The organism is Tsuneonella sp. HG094, from assembly GCF_053819285.1.
Map to the genome: position 1 here is coordinate 886,969 of NZ_JBSORA010000001.1, position 16,953 is coordinate 903,921.

Sequence of the window (16,953 nt, forward strand, 5' to 3'; positions counted from 1 at the left end):
ACGGCGGCGGAGATGGCGAAGCGGCGTTGCCGCAGAGCAATCGTACCGGGCAATCTATCAGCCACGGCCCTTGCGCGGAACACCGCGAGCATTCACCTGTTATCCGTTCAGGTAGCCGCAAAGGGCCCAGGGGGTTTTGACAGAACAGCCGACCGAGAAAGGCGATTTCGCGTTCGATGACGCTTCGGTGGAGCCGGGCGTCTGGCGCTACGCTCGCGTCGAGCGGGCGAGCGTCATCGTCGATGCGGAGGACTATTTCGCGCTCATGCAGAAGGCGATGCTTCAGGCGAAGCACCGCATCATGCTGGTAGGGTGGGACTTCGACACCCGCATCCATCTTGCCCTGGGCCGCCGCTGGTACAGCCGCATCTTCCGCCGCGAGCACCCTCGGCGGCTCGGCAGTTTCCTTGTCTGGCTGGCGCGCCACCGCAAGGGGCTGGACATCGACATCCTCAAGTGGGGCCTGGGCGTCTTCCAGTTCCTCACGCGCGGCTACATGATCGTCGATGTGCTGCGGATGGCGCGCAAGAAGGGCATCACCTTCAACTTCGACGGGCACCACCCGGTCGGGTGTTCGCACCACCAGAAGATCGCCGTGCTCGACGACAAGCTGGCTGTCTGCGGCGGGATCGACATGACCCAGGACCGCTGGGATACGCGCGAGCACCTCGAAAAGGACCGCCGCCGCCGCCGCCCGCATGGGCGCAAGTACGGCCCGTGGCATGACGCGACCATGATGATGGAAGGCGAGGCCGCCCGGCAACTCGGCGTCCTCAGCCGCGAGCGCTGGGTCCGCGCGGGCGGCGAGAAGCTGGTCGAAGTACCTGTCCCCGATGATAGCCTGTGGCCCGAAGACCTGCCGGTCCAGTTCGAGAATGTCGAAATCGGCATCGCCAGGACCAGCGCGGAATATGATGGCTTCCCCGAAATCCGCGAGATCGAGCAGCTCTTGATCGACCAGATCGGCAAGGCGAAGAAGTTCATCTATTCGGAGAATCAGTACTTCACCTCGCCCAAGGTGGCCGAAGCGATCAGCAACCGCCTGCGCGAAACGGATCCGCCTGAAATCGTGATGGTCCAGCCCGATGCGGCCGACGGCTGGCTCGAACAGCAGGCGATGGATCACGCTCGCAACTGTCTGCTGCATTCGATCGAGGAGATCGATCACAAGAAGCGATTCGGCCTGTTCGTTCCCTATACCGGCGAGACCAAGATCTACGTCCACGCCAAGCTGACGGTCTTCGACGACACGATCCTGCGAATCGGCTCGGCCAACTGGAACAACCGGTCGATGGGCCTCGACAGCGAGTGCGACGTATTCATCGACTGCGCACGCCCCGGCAACGCGCATGCTTGCGACAGCATAGGTGCCTTGCGCCGTTCCCTGCTCGCCGAGCACTGCGGAATGGAAGAGGCCGACGTCGAGCGCGAACTCGAGGCAAACGGATCGATGCTGGCGTTCATCGAAAAGCACGGTCGCCGCAACGCGCGCCAGTTGCGGCGGTTCGTCCCGCCCGAGGTCGGCGAGATCGAGGAGACGCTCGCCGGTTCGCAGATCCTCGACCCGGAACACCCGCAGGACATGTTCGAACCGTTTGCCAAGGGCGGATTGATGAAGCAGGGCAGCCTCGTGAGCCGCGCATGGAAGCGGCTGCGGTGGCGGAGGAAGACGCAAGCATGAGCAGTCTGGTAGGCCCTGACGAAGACGATCCGCGCGGCAAGCCGCCGGTGCCGGAGCATGTCCAGGCTGCAATCCGCACACTGATCGAATGGACGGGCGACGATCCGACGCGTGAAGGTCTGCTGGATACTCCCTCGCGCGTCGCGCGGGCGTGGAAGGAATACTGTGTCGGTTACGACGAGGATCCATCGGTCCACCTCTCGCGCGTGTTCGAGGAGGTCGGCGGCTACAACGAAATCGTCCTGCTGAAGGACATTCCCTTCCAGAGCCACTGCGAACACCACATGGCGCCGATCATCGGCAAGGCGGCGATCGCCTACCTGCCGACCGACCGCGTGGTCGGGATCAGCAAGCTTGCTCGCGTGCTCCACGGCTTTGCGCGGCGGCTCCAGGTGCAGGAGCGCCTGACCGCCGAGGTCGCGGATTGCATCTGGGAGCATCTTCGCCCGCAGGGCGTGGCGGTGGTGATTGAGGCGTCGCATTCCTGCATGACTGCGCGGGGCGTTCGCACACCGGGTGTCCGCATGATCACCAGCCGGATGATGGGCACCTTCCTCGACGATCCGCGCAGCCGCGAGGAAGTGCTCAAGCTGATGGGGTATTGATCCGCCGCACAACCCACGCGCACCCCGCCCAGATCGCAAAGCCCGCGACAAGGTCGGTCACGTAATGGCCGCCGATCGGAATTGTCGAGACGATCACTCCGGCAGCCCACGCCACGCCCACCCAACGCAGGCGCGACGCCGCCAGGGCCTGCAAAGCCATCAAACCGAGCACCGTGTGGAACGAAGGAAAGGTCACGAGGCCGGACATTTCCGACAGGCGCAGGGTCTCTGCGCTGCCGGAATGGAATCGAGCAAAGGCCTCCAGATGATAAACGCCTGCACCTCGCGGCAGGCCGTGACCCTGTAGATCGAGCATATCGAAATGCGTCATCGCGCCGATCGCCGGCCCCATGATCGATAGCGCCGCGACCACCTGCATGGCGATCACGACCGTCGCCACGAGTTCCCATGCGAGCGCGCGGCGACCCGCGGCCAGGATGATGGCGATCAACCCGACCACGACCGCACCCGAAATGTTGTAGACCGCCGAAAGAACGGCCGTCGTTGCGGGATGCGCGGCAAAGGCGCGGACCACACGCTCCACGTCGATTCCTGCTGCTGCATCTATGGCGGCCAGCGACTCGTCGATCGGCGAGGCTCCGAGACGAAGGCCGGCATTGGAGATGATCCCGCACGCCATCAGCGCGATTATCCCGGTCCCGACAATCAGCGCGCCATCGCCCAAGCGCGCGTCCATTGCGCGATGAAGGGTCCAGGCCCGCAAACCGGCAAGGGCAAGGGCCAGCACGGCAAAGCGGCCGAAACCGGCGATGTCGATTCCCATGCCTGCGATAACGACGACTGCACCTGCGAAAACCGTCGCAACAGCTAGAACCAATCCAATCAGCCGCCCAACCGGTGACACTCTTGGTAAGCGCCAGCGTAGCATACCGTCGGCGGGCACGAAAAAGGCGGCGGGTGTCTCCACTCCGCCGCCCTAGAGGAACTATGGTTGCTATATCGTTGTCAGAGCTGCTCGAGCAGGTGTTCCGCGCTCGACACCGAGAAATCGCCCGGTGCCTCGACGTTGAGTTCCTTGACCACGCCGTCCTCGACGATGGCCGACCAGCGCTGGCCGCGCTTGCCGAGGCCGAAGGCGCTGCCGTCCATCGTCAGGCCCATCGCTTCGGCGAAATCGCCGTTTCCGTCGGCGAGCATGGTGATGTCGTCCGAACCCGAGGCCTTGTTCCACGCGCCCATGACGAACGGATCGTTGACCGCGGTGGCCACGATCTCGTCGACGCCCTTGGCCTTGAGGTCTTCGGCCTTGTCGACATAGCCGGGCAGGTGGCGGGCCGAACAGGTCGGGGTGAATGCTCCGGGGACCGAGAAGATCGCGACTTTCTTGCCCGCGAAATAATCGCCGCTCTGCACAGCTTCGGGGCCGGCTTCGGTCGCCTTGACCAGCTTCACGTCGGGCAGCTTGTCGCCCACCTTGATCGTCATGTCGGAAAATCCTTTCGCTATCCCGTCTAACCGCCGCCGAGATAGCGTGCGGACCCTCAGGCGCAAGGAGAAGCGCCTTCGGGCATGGTAAATTTCGCTTCACCGTTGGCGTTTAAGAAGAAGTAAAACGGTCGGGAGCAGTCTCCTCACCAGGCGGGCTAGGGGGTCCGCCGTTCAACAGGTCGGGGTGGGCCTGTCATGGGGAGTTCGGGGTCATGCATTTCATTGCCAAGTTCGCGGCAGTCGCCGCCGCTGTTTCGTCGCTTGCCGTGTTTCCGCAGCCGGCGCTGGCCGGTTCTACCGACGATGCCGCGCACCTGCGCCGCCTCGACATCATGCTGATGGTCAGTTCGCTGCGCTGCCGTTTCGGAGCGGACAACTTCCAGTCCGATTATGCGCGGTTCTCGACCAACCAGAACCCGGTCATGCAGGACGCGTTCCACACACTGAACGCGGATTACACCGCGCGGATGGGTCCCCAGCGGGCCAAAAAAGCGCTGGACACGCTGAGCGTCAGCATGGCGAACCAGTACGGCGTCGGCCACCCGTGGCTGGGCTGCAGCGAGCTCAAGGCGATGACCAAGGACCTCGCCGCCACGAGGGATCGCGCGCAGCTCGTCCGGGTCGCACACGAGGTGCTGGCGGATCGCCCGACGCAAGTCGCAACGCGCCGCTGATCGCACTTTCGACGGGGAAGCGGGCGGCATCGCGAGATGTCCGCCCGTTTTCCGTATTGGGCTCCGTGTTGGGCGATCTCACATATAAAGACATCTTTATATTTGCCTTGAAGCCCTCCGGCGGCTAGGGCGCGCGGCATTCCCCAACTGGAGTTTGCCTGCCGTGGCCACTACCGCCGATACCCTGACCCGCGATTACGTCATCAAGGACATTGCGCTCGCCGAATACGGGCGCGACGAGATCGCGATCGCCGAAACCGAAATGCCAGGGCTGATGGCCCTGCGCGCCGAATACGGCGCCGCGCAGCCGCTCAAGGGCGCGCGCATCACCGGTTCGCTGCACATGACGATCCAGACCGCCGTGCTGATCGAGACGCTCGTCGCGCTCGGCGCAGAGGTCCGCTGGGCCACTTGCAACATCTACTCGACGCAGGACCACGCCGCCGCTGCGATCGCCGCCGCGGGCATCCCCGTTTTCGCGATCAAGGGCGAAAGCCTGGCCGAATACTGGGACTACGTCGGCCGCATCTTCGACTGGACCAGCGAAGCCGACCAGGACCTCACCGCCAACATGATCCTCGACGATGGCGGCGACGCCACGATGTTCGCCCTGTGGGGCGCGCGGGTCGAGGCGGGTGAAGACCTGTTCGAACCCTCGAACGCCGAGGAAATCGAATTCGTCCGCGCTCTCAAGGCGTTCCTGAAGGCGAAGCCGGGGTACCTCACCGCCAGCGTCAAGGCGATCAAGGGCGTCTCGGAAGAGACCACCACGGGCGTCCACCGCCTCTACCACCTCGCCAAGCAGGGCAAGCTGCCGTTCCCCGCGATCAACGTGAACGACAGCGTGACCAAGTCGAAGTTCGACAACCTCTACGGATGCAAGGAATCGCTGGTTGATGCGATCCGCCGCGCGACCGACGTGATGCTCGCCGGCAAGGTCGCCTGCGTCGCCGGCTTCGGCGATGTCGGCAAGGGCAGCGCCGATTCGCTCCGCAACGGCGGCGCGCGCGTGATGGTGACCGAAATCGACCCGATCTGCGCGCTGCAGGCGGCGATGGAAGGCTACGAGGTCGTGACGATGGAAGAGGCGGTGAAGCGCGCCGACATCTTCGTCACCGCCACCGGCAACGAGGACGTCATCACCGCCGAGCACATGAAGGCGATGAAGAACATGGCCATCGTGTGCAACATCGGCCACTTCGACAGCGAGATCCAGATCAGCGCGCTCGACAACTACGACTGGAAGGAAATCAAGGCGGGCACCGACCTCGTTACCTTTCCCGACGGCAAGCAGATCCTGATCCTCGCAAAGGGCCGCCTGGTGAACCTCGGCTGCGCAACCGGCCACCCGAGCTTCGTGATGAGCGCGAGCTTCACCAACCAGACCCTCGCGCAGATCGAGCTGTTCACGAACCCGGCGCAGTACGAGAACCACGTCTACGTCCTGCCCAAGCACCTCGACGAAAAGGTCGCGGCGCTGCACCTCGACAAGCTGGGCGTGATGCTCACCCAGCTCAGCAAGAAGCAGGCGGATTACATCGGCGTTCCGGTCGAAGGGCCCTACAAGCCGGACCATTACCGCTACTGATCGGCCCAAACACGTTGCATAGCGCGGTCGGCCCGCATAGCTGACCGCGCATGCAACTGTCCGCCACCGCCCTCGCGCTCCTCGGCCTCGTGCTGGCCGGCTGGGTCGCCGGCGCCGCGTGGCTGATGATCGCGGCGGGCACGAAGGCCCGCAAGGCGGAAGCGAGCCGCAAAGCTGCCCGCCGCATGGTTCGCATGATCGACGAATCGCCGGCGATCCCGCTGATCGTGCGGGTCGACGGCCGGATCGAGGCAAGCGAGCGGCTGGCCGGTTGGCTCGGCCTGCCAAAGCTGCCGCAATACCTCAGTGAACTGGCGGGCGGGCCGCGCGGCAAGCCCGGCGACCAGAATGCCCCGCGTGGGCTTTCACCCGAGCAACTCACCGAACTGAGCGCCCACGTCTCGCGCACGCAGAAGACCGCCGCTCCGTTTCGCATGGCGCTGACCCCGCCGGGATCGCAGCGGAGCCTTGCGGTGCGCGGCGTGCTCGCCGATCCCCAGGTGTCTCCCGGCGGCGCGGCGCTGCTGTGGATCTTCGACTTTTCCGAAAGCGAGAGCGAACTTGCGCGCCTCAGGTCGGAAGCCGCGCGCGCGAAGGGCGATTTCGCGGCGCTCGTCGGCCTGATCGAGGCGGCGCCGCTGCCGATGTGGTTCCGCGGACCCGACGCGCGGCTTAAGCTGGTCAACCGCGCCTACGTCGCCGCGGTCGGTGCCGAGAGCGCGGAGGCCGCGGTAGAGGCGCAGGCCGAACTTGTCGAGCCGGTCGACGGACTTACCGCGGCGCAGATTGCTACGCAGGCGGCGCAGCGCAAGGCGCCGGTCGAGCGCATCGTCGCCGCGACTATCGGCGGCCAGCGCCGTAGCTTGCGGGTGAGCGACTTGCCGCTTGGCGACGAGGGTGTCGCCGGGTACGCGGTCGACATCGAGGAGATGGAGGAGCAGGCGCGCAACTTCCGCGCGTTCCGTGACGCCCAGCGCCAGATGCTTGACCAGCTTTCGGTTGGCGTCGCGCAGTTCTCGCCCGAACGGAAGCTTGTCTCCGCGAACCAGCCTTTCCGCCGAATCTTCGCGATGCGCCCGGGCGCGCAGGAGGACCTCGAATTCGAACGCTTCCTGCGCGAGGCGCGCGAGGCGGGCCGCACACCCGAAGTGCGCGACTTCCCGACGTGGCGCACCGAGCGTGGCGAATGGTTCACCGCCGACGACGCGGTCGAGGAAGCCTGGGCGCTAAGCGACAGCACACACCTTCGCGTAGTCGCCCAGCCGATGCCAGACGGCGGGCTGGTCCTGATCGCGGAGGATCGTACAGAAAGCCTCGCGCTTTCGGCGACGCGGGACACGCTGCTGCGCACGCGCACAGCCACGTTCGATAGCCTGTTCGAGGCGCTCGCGGTGTTCGCTCCCAACGGCCACATGCAGCTGTGGAACCGCCGCTTCGCTGCCGCCTGGGGTCTTGCCCCGAGCGAGGTCGATGGGCATCCGTCTGCCGACGAACTCCTCGCGCGCATCACACCGCAACTCGGCAACCCGAAGCAAGTCAAGGCGATCGGCGACGTCATTCGCGGCGCGACGCTCGATCGCAAGCAGACCGGCGGGCGGGTGACTCTCGCCGATGGGCGGACGCTGGAGATCGCTGGCGTTCCGCTGCCCGACGGCAACGGCCTGCTGACGGTGCTCGACATCACCGACTCGCAGAACGCGGAGGATGCGTTGCGCGAGCGGGCGCAGGCGCTCGAGGCTGCGGACGAGGTGAAGACCCGCTTCCTCGCCAACATGAGCTACGAATTTCGCGTGCCGCTTACCTCGATCAGCGGGTTCGCCGAACTGCTCGATGCGGGCGTTGCGGGCGAGCTATCAGAGCAGGGCAAGGAATACGTCGCCGCGATCCTGGAATCGGTGAACCGCCTCACCGATCAGGTCGAGAACGTGCTCGACCTGTCGCAGAGCGAGGCGGGGCTGCTGCCGCTGGCGAAGGAAAAGGTCGAGCTCCTACCCTTCGTTACGAAAATCGTTCGGGAGCGCGAGGCGGCGATCGTCGCTGGGGGGCTCAGCCTCGACCTGCGCGGCGGTGGTACGGCCAAGGTCGACGCCGATCCGCGCCAGCTCGGCCGCGCGGTCGGGCACCTGCTCGACAATGCGATCACCGCGACGGGCAAGGGCGGCAAGATCCTTGTCGACCTGTCGCGCAAGAAGGACGGCGTGCGGATCGTGGTATCCGACAACGGTCGCGGCATGAGCGAGACCGAGCTTCGCCGGGCGCTCGAAGGCCTGCGCACCGGACCGGACGGCAAGCCCGAACGACGACAGGGCCTCGGCATCCCGCTCGTGCGCCAGCTCATCGAGGCGCATGGCGGCACGCTCGAACTGGTCTCGCAGCCGGGTGAGGGGACTTTCGCGACGATTCACCTGCCGTGACGGTCGACTTGCCCGACCTGGCCGCGATGGACGCGTTCGGCGAGCGAATCGCGGCGGTCGTGCGCGCAGGCGACGTAGTCGCGCTGTCGGGCGGGCTGGGCGCGGGGAAGACCACGCTGGCCCGCGCGGTCATCGCTTCGTTGGGGCATACCGGGGAAGTGCCGTCGCCGACGTTCACGATCCTCGAGACCTACGACAACCTCGCCCCGCCGCTGGTCCATGCCGATTTCTACCGCCTCGACGATCCGTCGGAGGCGATTGAGCTCGGCCTCGACGATTACCGCGAGGGGGCGGTCCTGCTCGCCGAATGGCCCGACCAAGCCGGCGGCTTCGCGCATGAGGCGCAATGCCTCTCAATTGCGTTGGAAACTCGCGGGAACGGTCGCGTGGCGATTGTCGAGCCGGGGGCGGATTGGCTAGGGCGCCTGCCATGAGCGAACTGCCCGCAGGCCTTATCGACTTCCTCGACCGCGCAGGCTGGGGCGGGGCGGCGATCGACCCAATCCCCGGCGATGCCTCGTTCCGGCGCTACTTCCGGGTGTCACATGCGGGGCGCAAGGCGATGCTCATGCATGCTCCCCCGCCGCACGAAGACCCGAATCCGTTCATTCACGTCGGCGACTGGCTGATCGACAACGGAATGCGAGGGCCGGAAATCTACGCCGCCGAACCCGACGCAGGCTGGGTGCTGATCGAGGACTTCGGCGACGACCGGATGCGCGACTGGCTTGACGCGAATCCTGATGGCGAGACGGCGGCCTATAAAGCGGCGATCGATGCGCTCGTGGCGCTCCATGCGCTGCCGCCGGGCCCGTTCGAGCCCTACGACATGGTGGTATACCAGCGCGAGGTGGCCCTGCTGCCCGAATGGTACGCGCCTGCGGTCGGCCTGGAAGTCGATGTCGCGGGGTATGCGACGGCGTGGGACGAGGCGCTCACGCCCATGCTCGCGCGCCAGCAGCCTGGCGTGACGGTGCTGCGCGATTACCATGCCGAGAACATCATGCTGCTCGACGGCGGGGCGCAGGGTCTGATCGATTTCCAGGACGCGCTAGTCGGCCACCCGGCCTACGACCTCGTCAGCCTGCTGCAGGACGCGCGCCGCGATGTGTCGCCGGAACTGGAGCGGGTTATGCTCGACCGCTATCAGGGCGCGGTCGATGCCGGGCCCGAGTTCGAGGCGGACTACGCCCGGCTCGGTGCCCAGCGGAACGCCAAGATCGTCGGGATATTCGCGCGGCTCTGGAAGCGCGACGGCAAGCCACGTTACCTCGGCATGATCCCGCGCGTGTGGTCGGCGATGGAGCGCGATCTTGCGCATCCCGCGCTCGTCCCGGTGGCGGCGTGGTTCGACGCCAACATCCCGCGGCACCTGCGCGACGAATTGGGCGGACGCATCGCATGAAGGGCCTCGCCAGCGACACCGCGATGGTCATGGCGGCAGGGCTCGGCAAGCGGATGCGCCCGCTCACCGCCACCCAATCGAAGCCGATGGTGCGGGTCGCGGGCAAGCCGCTGATCGACCACGCGCTCGACCGCCTGGCAGAGGGCGGGGTGGCAAAGGCGGTGGTCAACGTCCACTACCTCGCCGATCCGCTGGAGGCGCACGTCCTCGATCGCGCCACCCCGAACGTCGCCGTGTCCGACGAGCGGAGCCAGCTGCTCGAAACCGGTGGCGGCATGATCAAGGCCGACCGGGCGGGCCTGTTGCCCGACCCGTTCTTCTGCCTCAACGCAGACAACATCTGGCTCGACGGGCCGCGCGATGCGTTCGCCGATCTCTCGGCGCGGTGGGACCCTGATCGGATGGACGCATTGTTGCTGGTCGTCAGCCACGCGCGCGCGATGAACTTTCGTGGGCCGGGCGATTTCCACATGGATGCCGAAGGTCGCCTCAGCCGCCGCAAGCCGGGGCGGATCGCGCCGTTCATCTACACCGGTATCCAGATCGTCTCGCGCCGCCTGTTGCGCGACGCGCCCGACGGGCCGTTCAGCACGAATGTGCTGTGGGAACGTGCGCGCGAGGAAGGGCGGCTCTTCGGCCTCAGTTTCACCGGTCTGTGGTTCGAAGTCGGCACGCCCGATGCGATCAAGCCGACCGAGGAGGCGCTGACGGGTGCCTGAACCTGTCGTGCCGCAAGTCTATTCGATCGCCGCGCACCGGGGCTTCGCCGACGCGCTCGTAGCGGGGCTGATCCCGCGCTATTCCGAACCCGACGTTGGGCTTGCCCGGCTCACGCTGCTGCTCCCCTCGACCCGCGCGGCGCGCACCGTGCAGGAAGCGTTCGTTCGCGCGTCGGGTGGAGGCTTGCTGATGCCGCGCATGGCGGTCGTCGGCGATCTCGACCTCGATGAGACGCTCGGGGCGCTTCTCGATCCGCTCGGCAGCGCGGACATTCCCCCGGCGGTCGAGCCCACGCGGCGCTGGCTGCGCCTCGCCGCGATCATTCCGGAAGCGATGCGCGCGCTAGGCCGGCAGCCGCCTCGCGGGGCCGCGTTGCTCAAGCTGGCTCAGCAGTTTGCCGCGACGATGGACCGCCTGCTGGTCGAAGACATCGCGCCCGAAGAGCTGTGGCAGCCCCGCGTGGTCGATGCCATGCTTGACCAGTCGCAGCACTGGATCGAGGCGTCGAAGCTGTTCGCGGCGGTGCAGGCCCTTTGGCGGGCCGAACTGGAGGCGACAGGCACACTCGACGCCGCGTCGCGCCGCAACCGGCTGTTCGAATACGCGGCCCGCCGCTGGCGCGCTGCGCCGCCTGCGACCCCGGTAGTGGCGGCGGGCGTCACCTCGGCCGCGCCTGCGCTCGCGAACCTGTTGCGGGTGGTCAGCGAATCGTCCCGCGGTGCGGTGATCCTGCCCGATCTCGACCTATCGATGACCGACGAGGTCTGGAGCGAACTCGGCGCGGCGGGTGCGGGGGCCAACCCCGGTGATCCGCCCTTCGCGCCGGGCGATGCGGTCACGCACCCGCAGTATCACCTGAAGCTGCTGCTCAACCGCATGGGCGTGAACCGGGCGGAAGTGCAGCCGTGGCATCGGCGCGGCCTCGCCGCCGCCGCGCCCGAGCGCAGCCACGCGATCTCTGCGCTGTTCCTGCCCCCCCAAGCGAGCCGCGCCTGGATCGACCTGCCTCCCGAAAAGCGCCGCCTGGCAGGCGTGCGAGTGATGGAAAGCGCGCATCCCGAAGCCGAGGCGCAGGCGATTGCGCTTTTGATCCGCGAGGCGGTTTCGGTGCCCGAAAAGCGTGTCGCGCTCGTTACCCCCGATCGCGGGCTGGCACGGCGGGTGGTGCAGCACCTCGCCCGCTGGAACCTTGCCGCCGACGATTCCGCCGGAAGACCGCTATCGGACACGACGCCCGGGCGCCTCCTGCTCGAGCTCGCCGAAGTGGCGGGGCAGGACGCCGCGCCCGTGGCGTTGATCGCCGCGCTTGCCAATCCGCTGGTGCGGTATGAGGATGGCCGCGGGGATTGGCTCGATGCATTGCGGCGGTTCGACCTGGAACTGCGCGGGCCGCGTCCCGAACCGGGGCTGGCGCCTCTGGGGCCGATCGCGGCGGAGGCCAAGGTCGCCGATTGGTGGCGCGATGTGGAAGCGGTCCTCGCACCCTTGCTCGCCGAACGCCTCGTGCCGCTCGCCGACTGGCTCGATCGGCTCGCTGCGGCAGGCGAGGCGCTTGCCGGAACGCACCTGTGGACGCGCGAGGATGGCCGCGCGCTGGCCGCGTTCGTCGAAGACCTGCGTCTGCACGCGCGAGAGGCCGGCACCCTCTTGGAGGCCGAGGAACTCCACGCCGCGCTGCGCGACGCGATGGAGGGCATCGCGGTCCGCCCGCCGTTCGGCGGCCACCCGCGCGTCGCGATCTACGGCCTCATCGAATCGCGCATGGCCCGCGCCGACCTCGTCATCGCGGCGGGGCTGAACGAGGGAACCTGGCCCGCGCGCCCGGCGACCGACCCACTCCTCGCACCTGCCGTTTTGCGCGCACTGGGCGTGCCAGGGGCGGACTTCCGCATCGGGCTTTCGGCGCACGATCTCGCAGCCGTGCTGGGTGCGCCCGAGGTGGTTCTCAGTCGCGCGCGGCGTGATGCGGCGGGCCCTGCGATCGCCTCGCGCTTCCTGCTGCGCGTGCAGGCGCTGCTCGGGGAACTGGGCGATGCGCACCGGGAGGATGCCGCGCCCCGTCTCGCCGCGGCGATCGACAGGGCCGAGCCCGCAGAGGCCTATGCGAAGCCTCAGCCCATGCCCTCTGCCGAGCAGCGCAACGTCGGCCTGTCGGTCACCAGCCTCGATCGGCTGCGCGCCGATCCGTACCAGTTCTACGCCTCCAGCATCCTGCGCCTCGGCGAGATCGACGGGCTAAATGCCGAACCCTCGCCCGCGTGGCAGGGCGAGGTCGCGCACAAGATCCTCGAAATCTGGCACGACACCGGGCGTCCTCTGCCCGAGATTGCGGCCGAGGAACTGCGCGCGATGAACGCGCACCCGCTGGTTCGCGCGCTGTGGCGCCCGCGGCTGCTGAAGGCGCTAGAATGGATCGAAGCGCAGATCGCTGCCGACTCCGATCGCAAGCCGGTGCTGTGGGAAGAACGCGGCAAGCTCGACTGGCGCGGCGTCACGATCAAGGGGCGGATCGACCGGCTCGACCGGATGGCGGACGGCAGCTTCGCGGTGGTCGACTACAAGACCGGGAAGCCTCCGAGCGGCGCTCAGGTCCAGCGCGGCTATGCACTGCAGCTCGGCACGCTTGGCGTGATGGTCGAGGAGGGCGCCTTCCCGGGTGCCGAGGGCGAGGCGACCGCGTTCGAATACTGGTCGCTCGGCCGCAGCGACAAGAGCGACACCGGCTTCGGCTACAAGGATACGCCGATCCTCGACGGCACCCGCAAGCGGCACGGGCTTTCGCTGGCGGAATTCCTGCCGACCGCGCGCAAGTTCCTCGACGAGGCGCTCGACAACTGGATACTCGGAGCCGAGCCGTTCACCGCGCGGCTGAACCCCGATGCCGACGTCTACTCGACCTACGACCAGTTGATGCGCCTCGACGAATGGATCCGGCTCGAGGACAGCGAAGCATGAGCGGCAAGGTCTTCCCGCTGAAGGACAATCAGGCGCACGCCGTCGTGCCCGAACGCAGCGTCTGGCTATCGGCCTCGGCCGGCACAGGCAAGACGCAGGTGCTGTCAGCGCGGGTGCTCCGCCTGCTGCTGCGACCGGGCGTCGCGCCGGGCCAGATCCTGTGCCTGACCTTCACCAAGGCGGGCGCGGCGGAGATGGCCGAGCGGGTGAACTCGGTGCTGGCGAGCTGGGTGCGGATGCCCGACACTCGGCTCGCGCAGGACTTGATTGCAATCGGCGCGAACCACGATCCCGACAGCATTGCCCGCGCGCGCACACTGTTCGCCAGTGTGCTCGACTGTCCGGGCGGCGGGCTGCGCATCGATACGATCCATGCGTTCTCTCAGTGGCTCCTTGCGGCGTTTCCCGACGAGGCGGACCTCATCCCCGGGACGCGCCCGATGGAGGACCGCGACCGCGACCTGCTCGCCCACCGCGTCCTCGCGGCAATGGTGGCTGAGGCGGAAGAAGCGGGCGACGCCGCCGTGCTCGGCCCGCTGGGCATGCTGAGCGAGCGGATGGGGCCGGGGGATGTGCCCGGCTGGCTGATGCGCTGCGCGCAGGCGCGCGAGTTGTGGTTCGGCCCCGGAAGCTGGCAGCCGCCAATGCGCGAGCGGGTGCTCGGCCTGTTCGGGTTGCCGAGCGATGCGGGCGAGGAGAGCCTTGCCGAACTGTGCAGCGACGGCGTGTTCGATTGCGCCGCTCTCGACCGGGTGCGTGCGGCGAACGCAGCGTGGGGGACGGCAAGCGCGCTGAAGTCGCTGGAGACCATCGGTGATTTTCTCGGCGCGAGCGGGCTGGGCCGTGTCTCGGCCGCCGAGCCGCTGGAGGCCGCGCTGTTCACCCAGAAAGGCGAGTCGCGTTCGCTCAAGAGCCTCGAGAAGCACGATCCCGATTACGCGCTGCATGCCGAGGCGGTGGCCACATCGCTGGGCGCGCTGCGCGAGCGGCGTTCGCTGCTCGGGCTGGTCGAATTGGTCGCGCCCGCGCTCGAGATCGGGCGGCGTTTCGCGCTCGCGTGGGAAGAAGCGAAGGCCCGCGAGGGCCTGATCGATTTCGACGACCAGATCCGCCGCGCTGCCGCGCTGCTCTCCAACTCCGATATCGCCGGGTGGATCCGGTACAAGCTCGACCGCCGGTTCGATCACCTGCTCGTCGACGAGGCGCAGGATACCAATGCCGAACAGTGGGCGATCGTCCGCGCGCTGACCGACGATTTCTTCTCGGGAGAGGGCCAGCGCGACGGGGTGCAGCGCACGCTGTTCGTCGTCGGCGATTACAAGCAGGCGATCTTCGGTTTCCAGGGCACCAGCCCGGAGAACTTCGCCGCCGCACGCCGCTATTACGAGGAACTGATCGACCGGCTTGCCGCCAATGATCCGGGCGTGGAGCGACTGCTTCCGCTCGGCCTCGGGCGGTCGTATCGCACCTCGCAGCCGGTACTCGACTTCGTCGATGCCGCGATCGGGGCGATCGGGCAGGAGTCGTTCGGGATTGCCGCAGACGAGGTGGTCGGGCAGCACATCGGATATGAGCGTCCGGGCCTCGTCACGCTCTGGCATCCCGTCGCCGACCGCGCGGACGAGGACGAGGACGGCCCCGAGGACTGGCTGTCCGAGCCCGAACGGGCGATGGCCAATCGGATTGCCGAACAGGTATCGCGCTGGCTGCGCGACGGCTTTCCGCTCACCAGGGACGGGGGGCGCAACGCGGGACCTGGCGACGTGATGATCCTCGTACGCAAGCGGCGCGAGCTCGCCGGCCTGATCGTCGCGCGACTGCATGCGGCGGGCGTGCCGGTGGCGGGGGTTGACCGTCTGCGACTCGGCGCGCCGCTCGGGGTCAGGGACCTGATGGCGGCGCTGCGCTTTGCCGCGCAGCCGCTCGACGACTTGAGCTTGGCGAACCTGCTCGTCAGCCCGCTGATCGGGTGGAGCCAGGAAGACCTGCTGGAGCACGGCTGGCGCCTGCGAGGACGGCTGTGGGATCATATCCGTCAGGGCGAAACACCGCTCCAGATGGCGACCGCCGAGAAGTTGCGCGATCTGCTCCGCATTGCCGACTTCGAGCCGCCGCAGGCGATGCTGCGCTGGATGCTCGTCGGGCCGTGGCAGGGGCGCAAGGCTCTCGTGGCCCGGCTCGGGTCAGAGGTGAACGACCCGGTCGACGAACTTCTCAACGCCGCCGCCGCCTACGCAGCGAACGAAACCGCGAGCCTTGCCGGGTTCATCGCGTGGTTCGACGCAGGCGACGGGGAATTGAAGCGCGAGAGCGAAGGTGGCGGCGCGCTGGTGCGGGTGATGACCGTCCACGGCTCGAAGGGACTGCAGGCACCCATCGTGATCCTCGCCGACGCGGTGGGCGATCCCGATGCTTCGCGCACTCGCGGCCTATCGCTCACCGACACGCCGCTGATCGGCGACCCGCGCAAGGTCCCGCTGCCCGCCCTCCGCAAGGAAGAGAAGGCGGGTCCGATCCGCGATGCCGAAACCGCTGCGAAGTCCGCCGAGCGGGAGGAGCACTGGCGCCTGCTCTACGTCGCGATGACGCGTGCGGAAGAAGCGCTGTTCGTCGGCGGCGCGCTCGGCAAGCGCAAGACCGAGCCGCCGCCCGATTCGTGGTACGCCCGGCTCGCACCGCTGATGCCGGGCGAGGAGCTGGCGGACGACATCTGGGGTATGCGGCAGGAATGGGGAGCGCTGCCGTCGCGGATTCCCGCTACGAAGGCCTCGAAGGGCAAGTTCCAACCGATCGAGCTGCCCGATTGGGCGCTCACTCCGATCGGTCCCGAGCCGCGCCCGCCGCGTCCGCTCGCGCCGTCTGCGGCGGGCTCCGAACAGGGCGCCGATCCGCCGCTGCCGCCCGAGGCCCTGCGTATCGCTGCCCGCCGCGGCGTGTTGGTCCACCGCCTGCTGGAACGGCTCCCCGACGTTGCTCCTGCCGAGCGCGAGGCCGCGGCGCGCGCATGGCTGGACCGACAGGCTGCCGACCTTTCCCCTGTGGATCGGGCCGAGATGCTCGCCAGTGCGCTGGCGGTGCTGGGCGAGCCGGGCTTCGCCGAAGTATTTTCACCCGGTGCGCTGGCGGAGGTCCCGCTCGCGGCGACAGTCGACGGTCAGGTGATCGCAGGGACCGCTGACCGGTTACTGGTCGAGCCGGGCAAGGTGACCGTGGTCGACTTCAAGACCGCGCGCCGGCCGCCTGGCTCGCTGGAGGAGGTGCCCGAGAGCACGCTGCGCCAAATGGCGGCCTACGCCGCCGCGCTATCCAAGATTTACCCGGGTCGCGAGATCTGCGCCGCGCTGCTCTACACGCAGACCCCGCGCCTGATCGCGGTGCCCGCCGCCATGCTGGCCGAGCGCAAGTCGCTCTTGTCCACAGAATCGGAAAGCTTTGCGCTCCCCGGCGTTGAGTGAGCGCGTT

Annotated in this window: 12 protein-coding genes; 10 read left to right on the plus strand and 2 right to left on the minus strand. The window is 67.7% G+C overall.

Features of this window, described 5'->3' with window-relative positions; translation table 11 throughout:
• Window positions 1-136: 136 nt before the first annotated feature.
• A complete protein-coding gene (locus ACWPMX_RS04455; RefSeq protein ID WP_455698838.1) occupies window positions 137-1,681 on the plus strand; it encodes a phospholipase D-like domain-containing protein in 1,545 nt (514 codons plus the stop codon).
• Complete coding sequence (gene folE / locus ACWPMX_RS04460) at window positions 1,678-2,286, plus strand: GTP cyclohydrolase I FolE (RefSeq protein WP_455698839.1); 609 nt, start codon at window positions 1,678-1,680, stop codon at window positions 2,284-2,286. The genes ACWPMX_RS04455 and folE overlap by 4 nt, the downstream gene beginning before the upstream one ends.
• Here folE and ACWPMX_RS04465 read toward each other — a convergent pair.
• Complete coding sequence (locus tag ACWPMX_RS04465; RefSeq protein WP_455698840.1) at window positions 2,267-3,070, minus strand: phosphatase PAP2 family protein; 804 nt, start codon at window positions 3,068-3,070, stop codon at window positions 2,267-2,269. The two genes, folE and ACWPMX_RS04465, sit on opposite strands and share 20 nt — an antisense overlap.
• 182 nt (window positions 3,071-3,252) lie before the next feature.
• Window positions 3,253-3,732 (minus strand): redoxin family protein, encoded by a 480-nt coding sequence (locus ACWPMX_RS04470; RefSeq protein ID WP_455698841.1) that lies wholly within the window; start codon window positions 3,730-3,732, stop codon window positions 3,253-3,255.
• 215 nt (window positions 3,733-3,947) lie between these two features.
• Here ACWPMX_RS04470 and ACWPMX_RS04475 point away from each other — a divergent pair, with 215 nt between their 5' ends.
• The 8 genes from ACWPMX_RS04475 (at window position 3,948) to addA (ending at window position 16,946) form a co-directional block, all read left to right on the plus strand.
• The gene (locus ACWPMX_RS04475; RefSeq protein ID WP_455698842.1) at window positions 3,948-4,409 is read left to right on the plus strand and encodes an S-adenosyl-L-homocysteine hydrolase; all 462 of its coding nucleotides are present in this window, start codon (window positions 3,948-3,950) and stop codon (window positions 4,407-4,409) included.
• Window positions 4,410-4,572: 163 nt separating this feature from the next.
• A complete protein-coding gene (gene ahcY, locus ACWPMX_RS04480) occupies window positions 4,573-5,997 on the plus strand; it encodes an adenosylhomocysteinase (protein WP_455698843.1) in 1,425 nt (474 codons plus the stop codon).
• 50 nt (window positions 5,998-6,047) lie between these two features.
• Complete coding sequence (locus tag ACWPMX_RS04485; RefSeq protein WP_455698844.1) at window positions 6,048-8,411, plus strand: ATP-binding protein; 2,364 nt, start codon at window positions 6,048-6,050, stop codon at window positions 8,409-8,411.
• The gene (tsaE, locus tag ACWPMX_RS04490; RefSeq protein ID WP_455698845.1) at window positions 8,408-8,845 is read left to right on the plus strand and encodes a tRNA (adenosine(37)-N6)-threonylcarbamoyltransferase complex ATPase subunit type 1 TsaE; all 438 of its coding nucleotides are present in this window, start codon (window positions 8,408-8,410) and stop codon (window positions 8,843-8,845) included. The genes ACWPMX_RS04485 and tsaE overlap by 4 nt, the downstream gene beginning before the upstream one ends.
• Window positions 8,842-9,816, plus strand: coding sequence for an aminoglycoside phosphotransferase family protein (locus ACWPMX_RS04495; RefSeq protein ID WP_455698846.1), 975 nt, complete (start codon window positions 8,842-8,844; stop codon window positions 9,814-9,816). Before tsaE ends, ACWPMX_RS04495 begins: the two co-directional genes overlap by 4 nt.
• Entirely contained in the window at window positions 9,813-10,535 is a 723-nt protein-coding gene (locus tag ACWPMX_RS04500) for a nucleotidyltransferase family protein (RefSeq protein ID WP_455698847.1), read from the plus strand. Before ACWPMX_RS04495 ends, ACWPMX_RS04500 begins: the two co-directional genes overlap by 4 nt.
• Window positions 10,528-13,491, plus strand: coding sequence for a double-strand break repair protein AddB (addB, locus tag ACWPMX_RS04505; protein ID WP_455698848.1), 2,964 nt, complete (start codon window positions 10,528-10,530; stop codon window positions 13,489-13,491). The genes ACWPMX_RS04500 and addB overlap by 8 nt, the downstream gene beginning before the upstream one ends.
• A complete protein-coding gene (gene addA / locus ACWPMX_RS04510) occupies window positions 13,488-16,946 on the plus strand; it encodes a double-strand break repair helicase AddA (RefSeq protein WP_455698849.1) in 3,459 nt (1,152 codons plus the stop codon). The genes addB and addA overlap by 4 nt, the downstream gene beginning before the upstream one ends.
• Window positions 16,947-16,953: the final 7 nt, after the last annotated feature.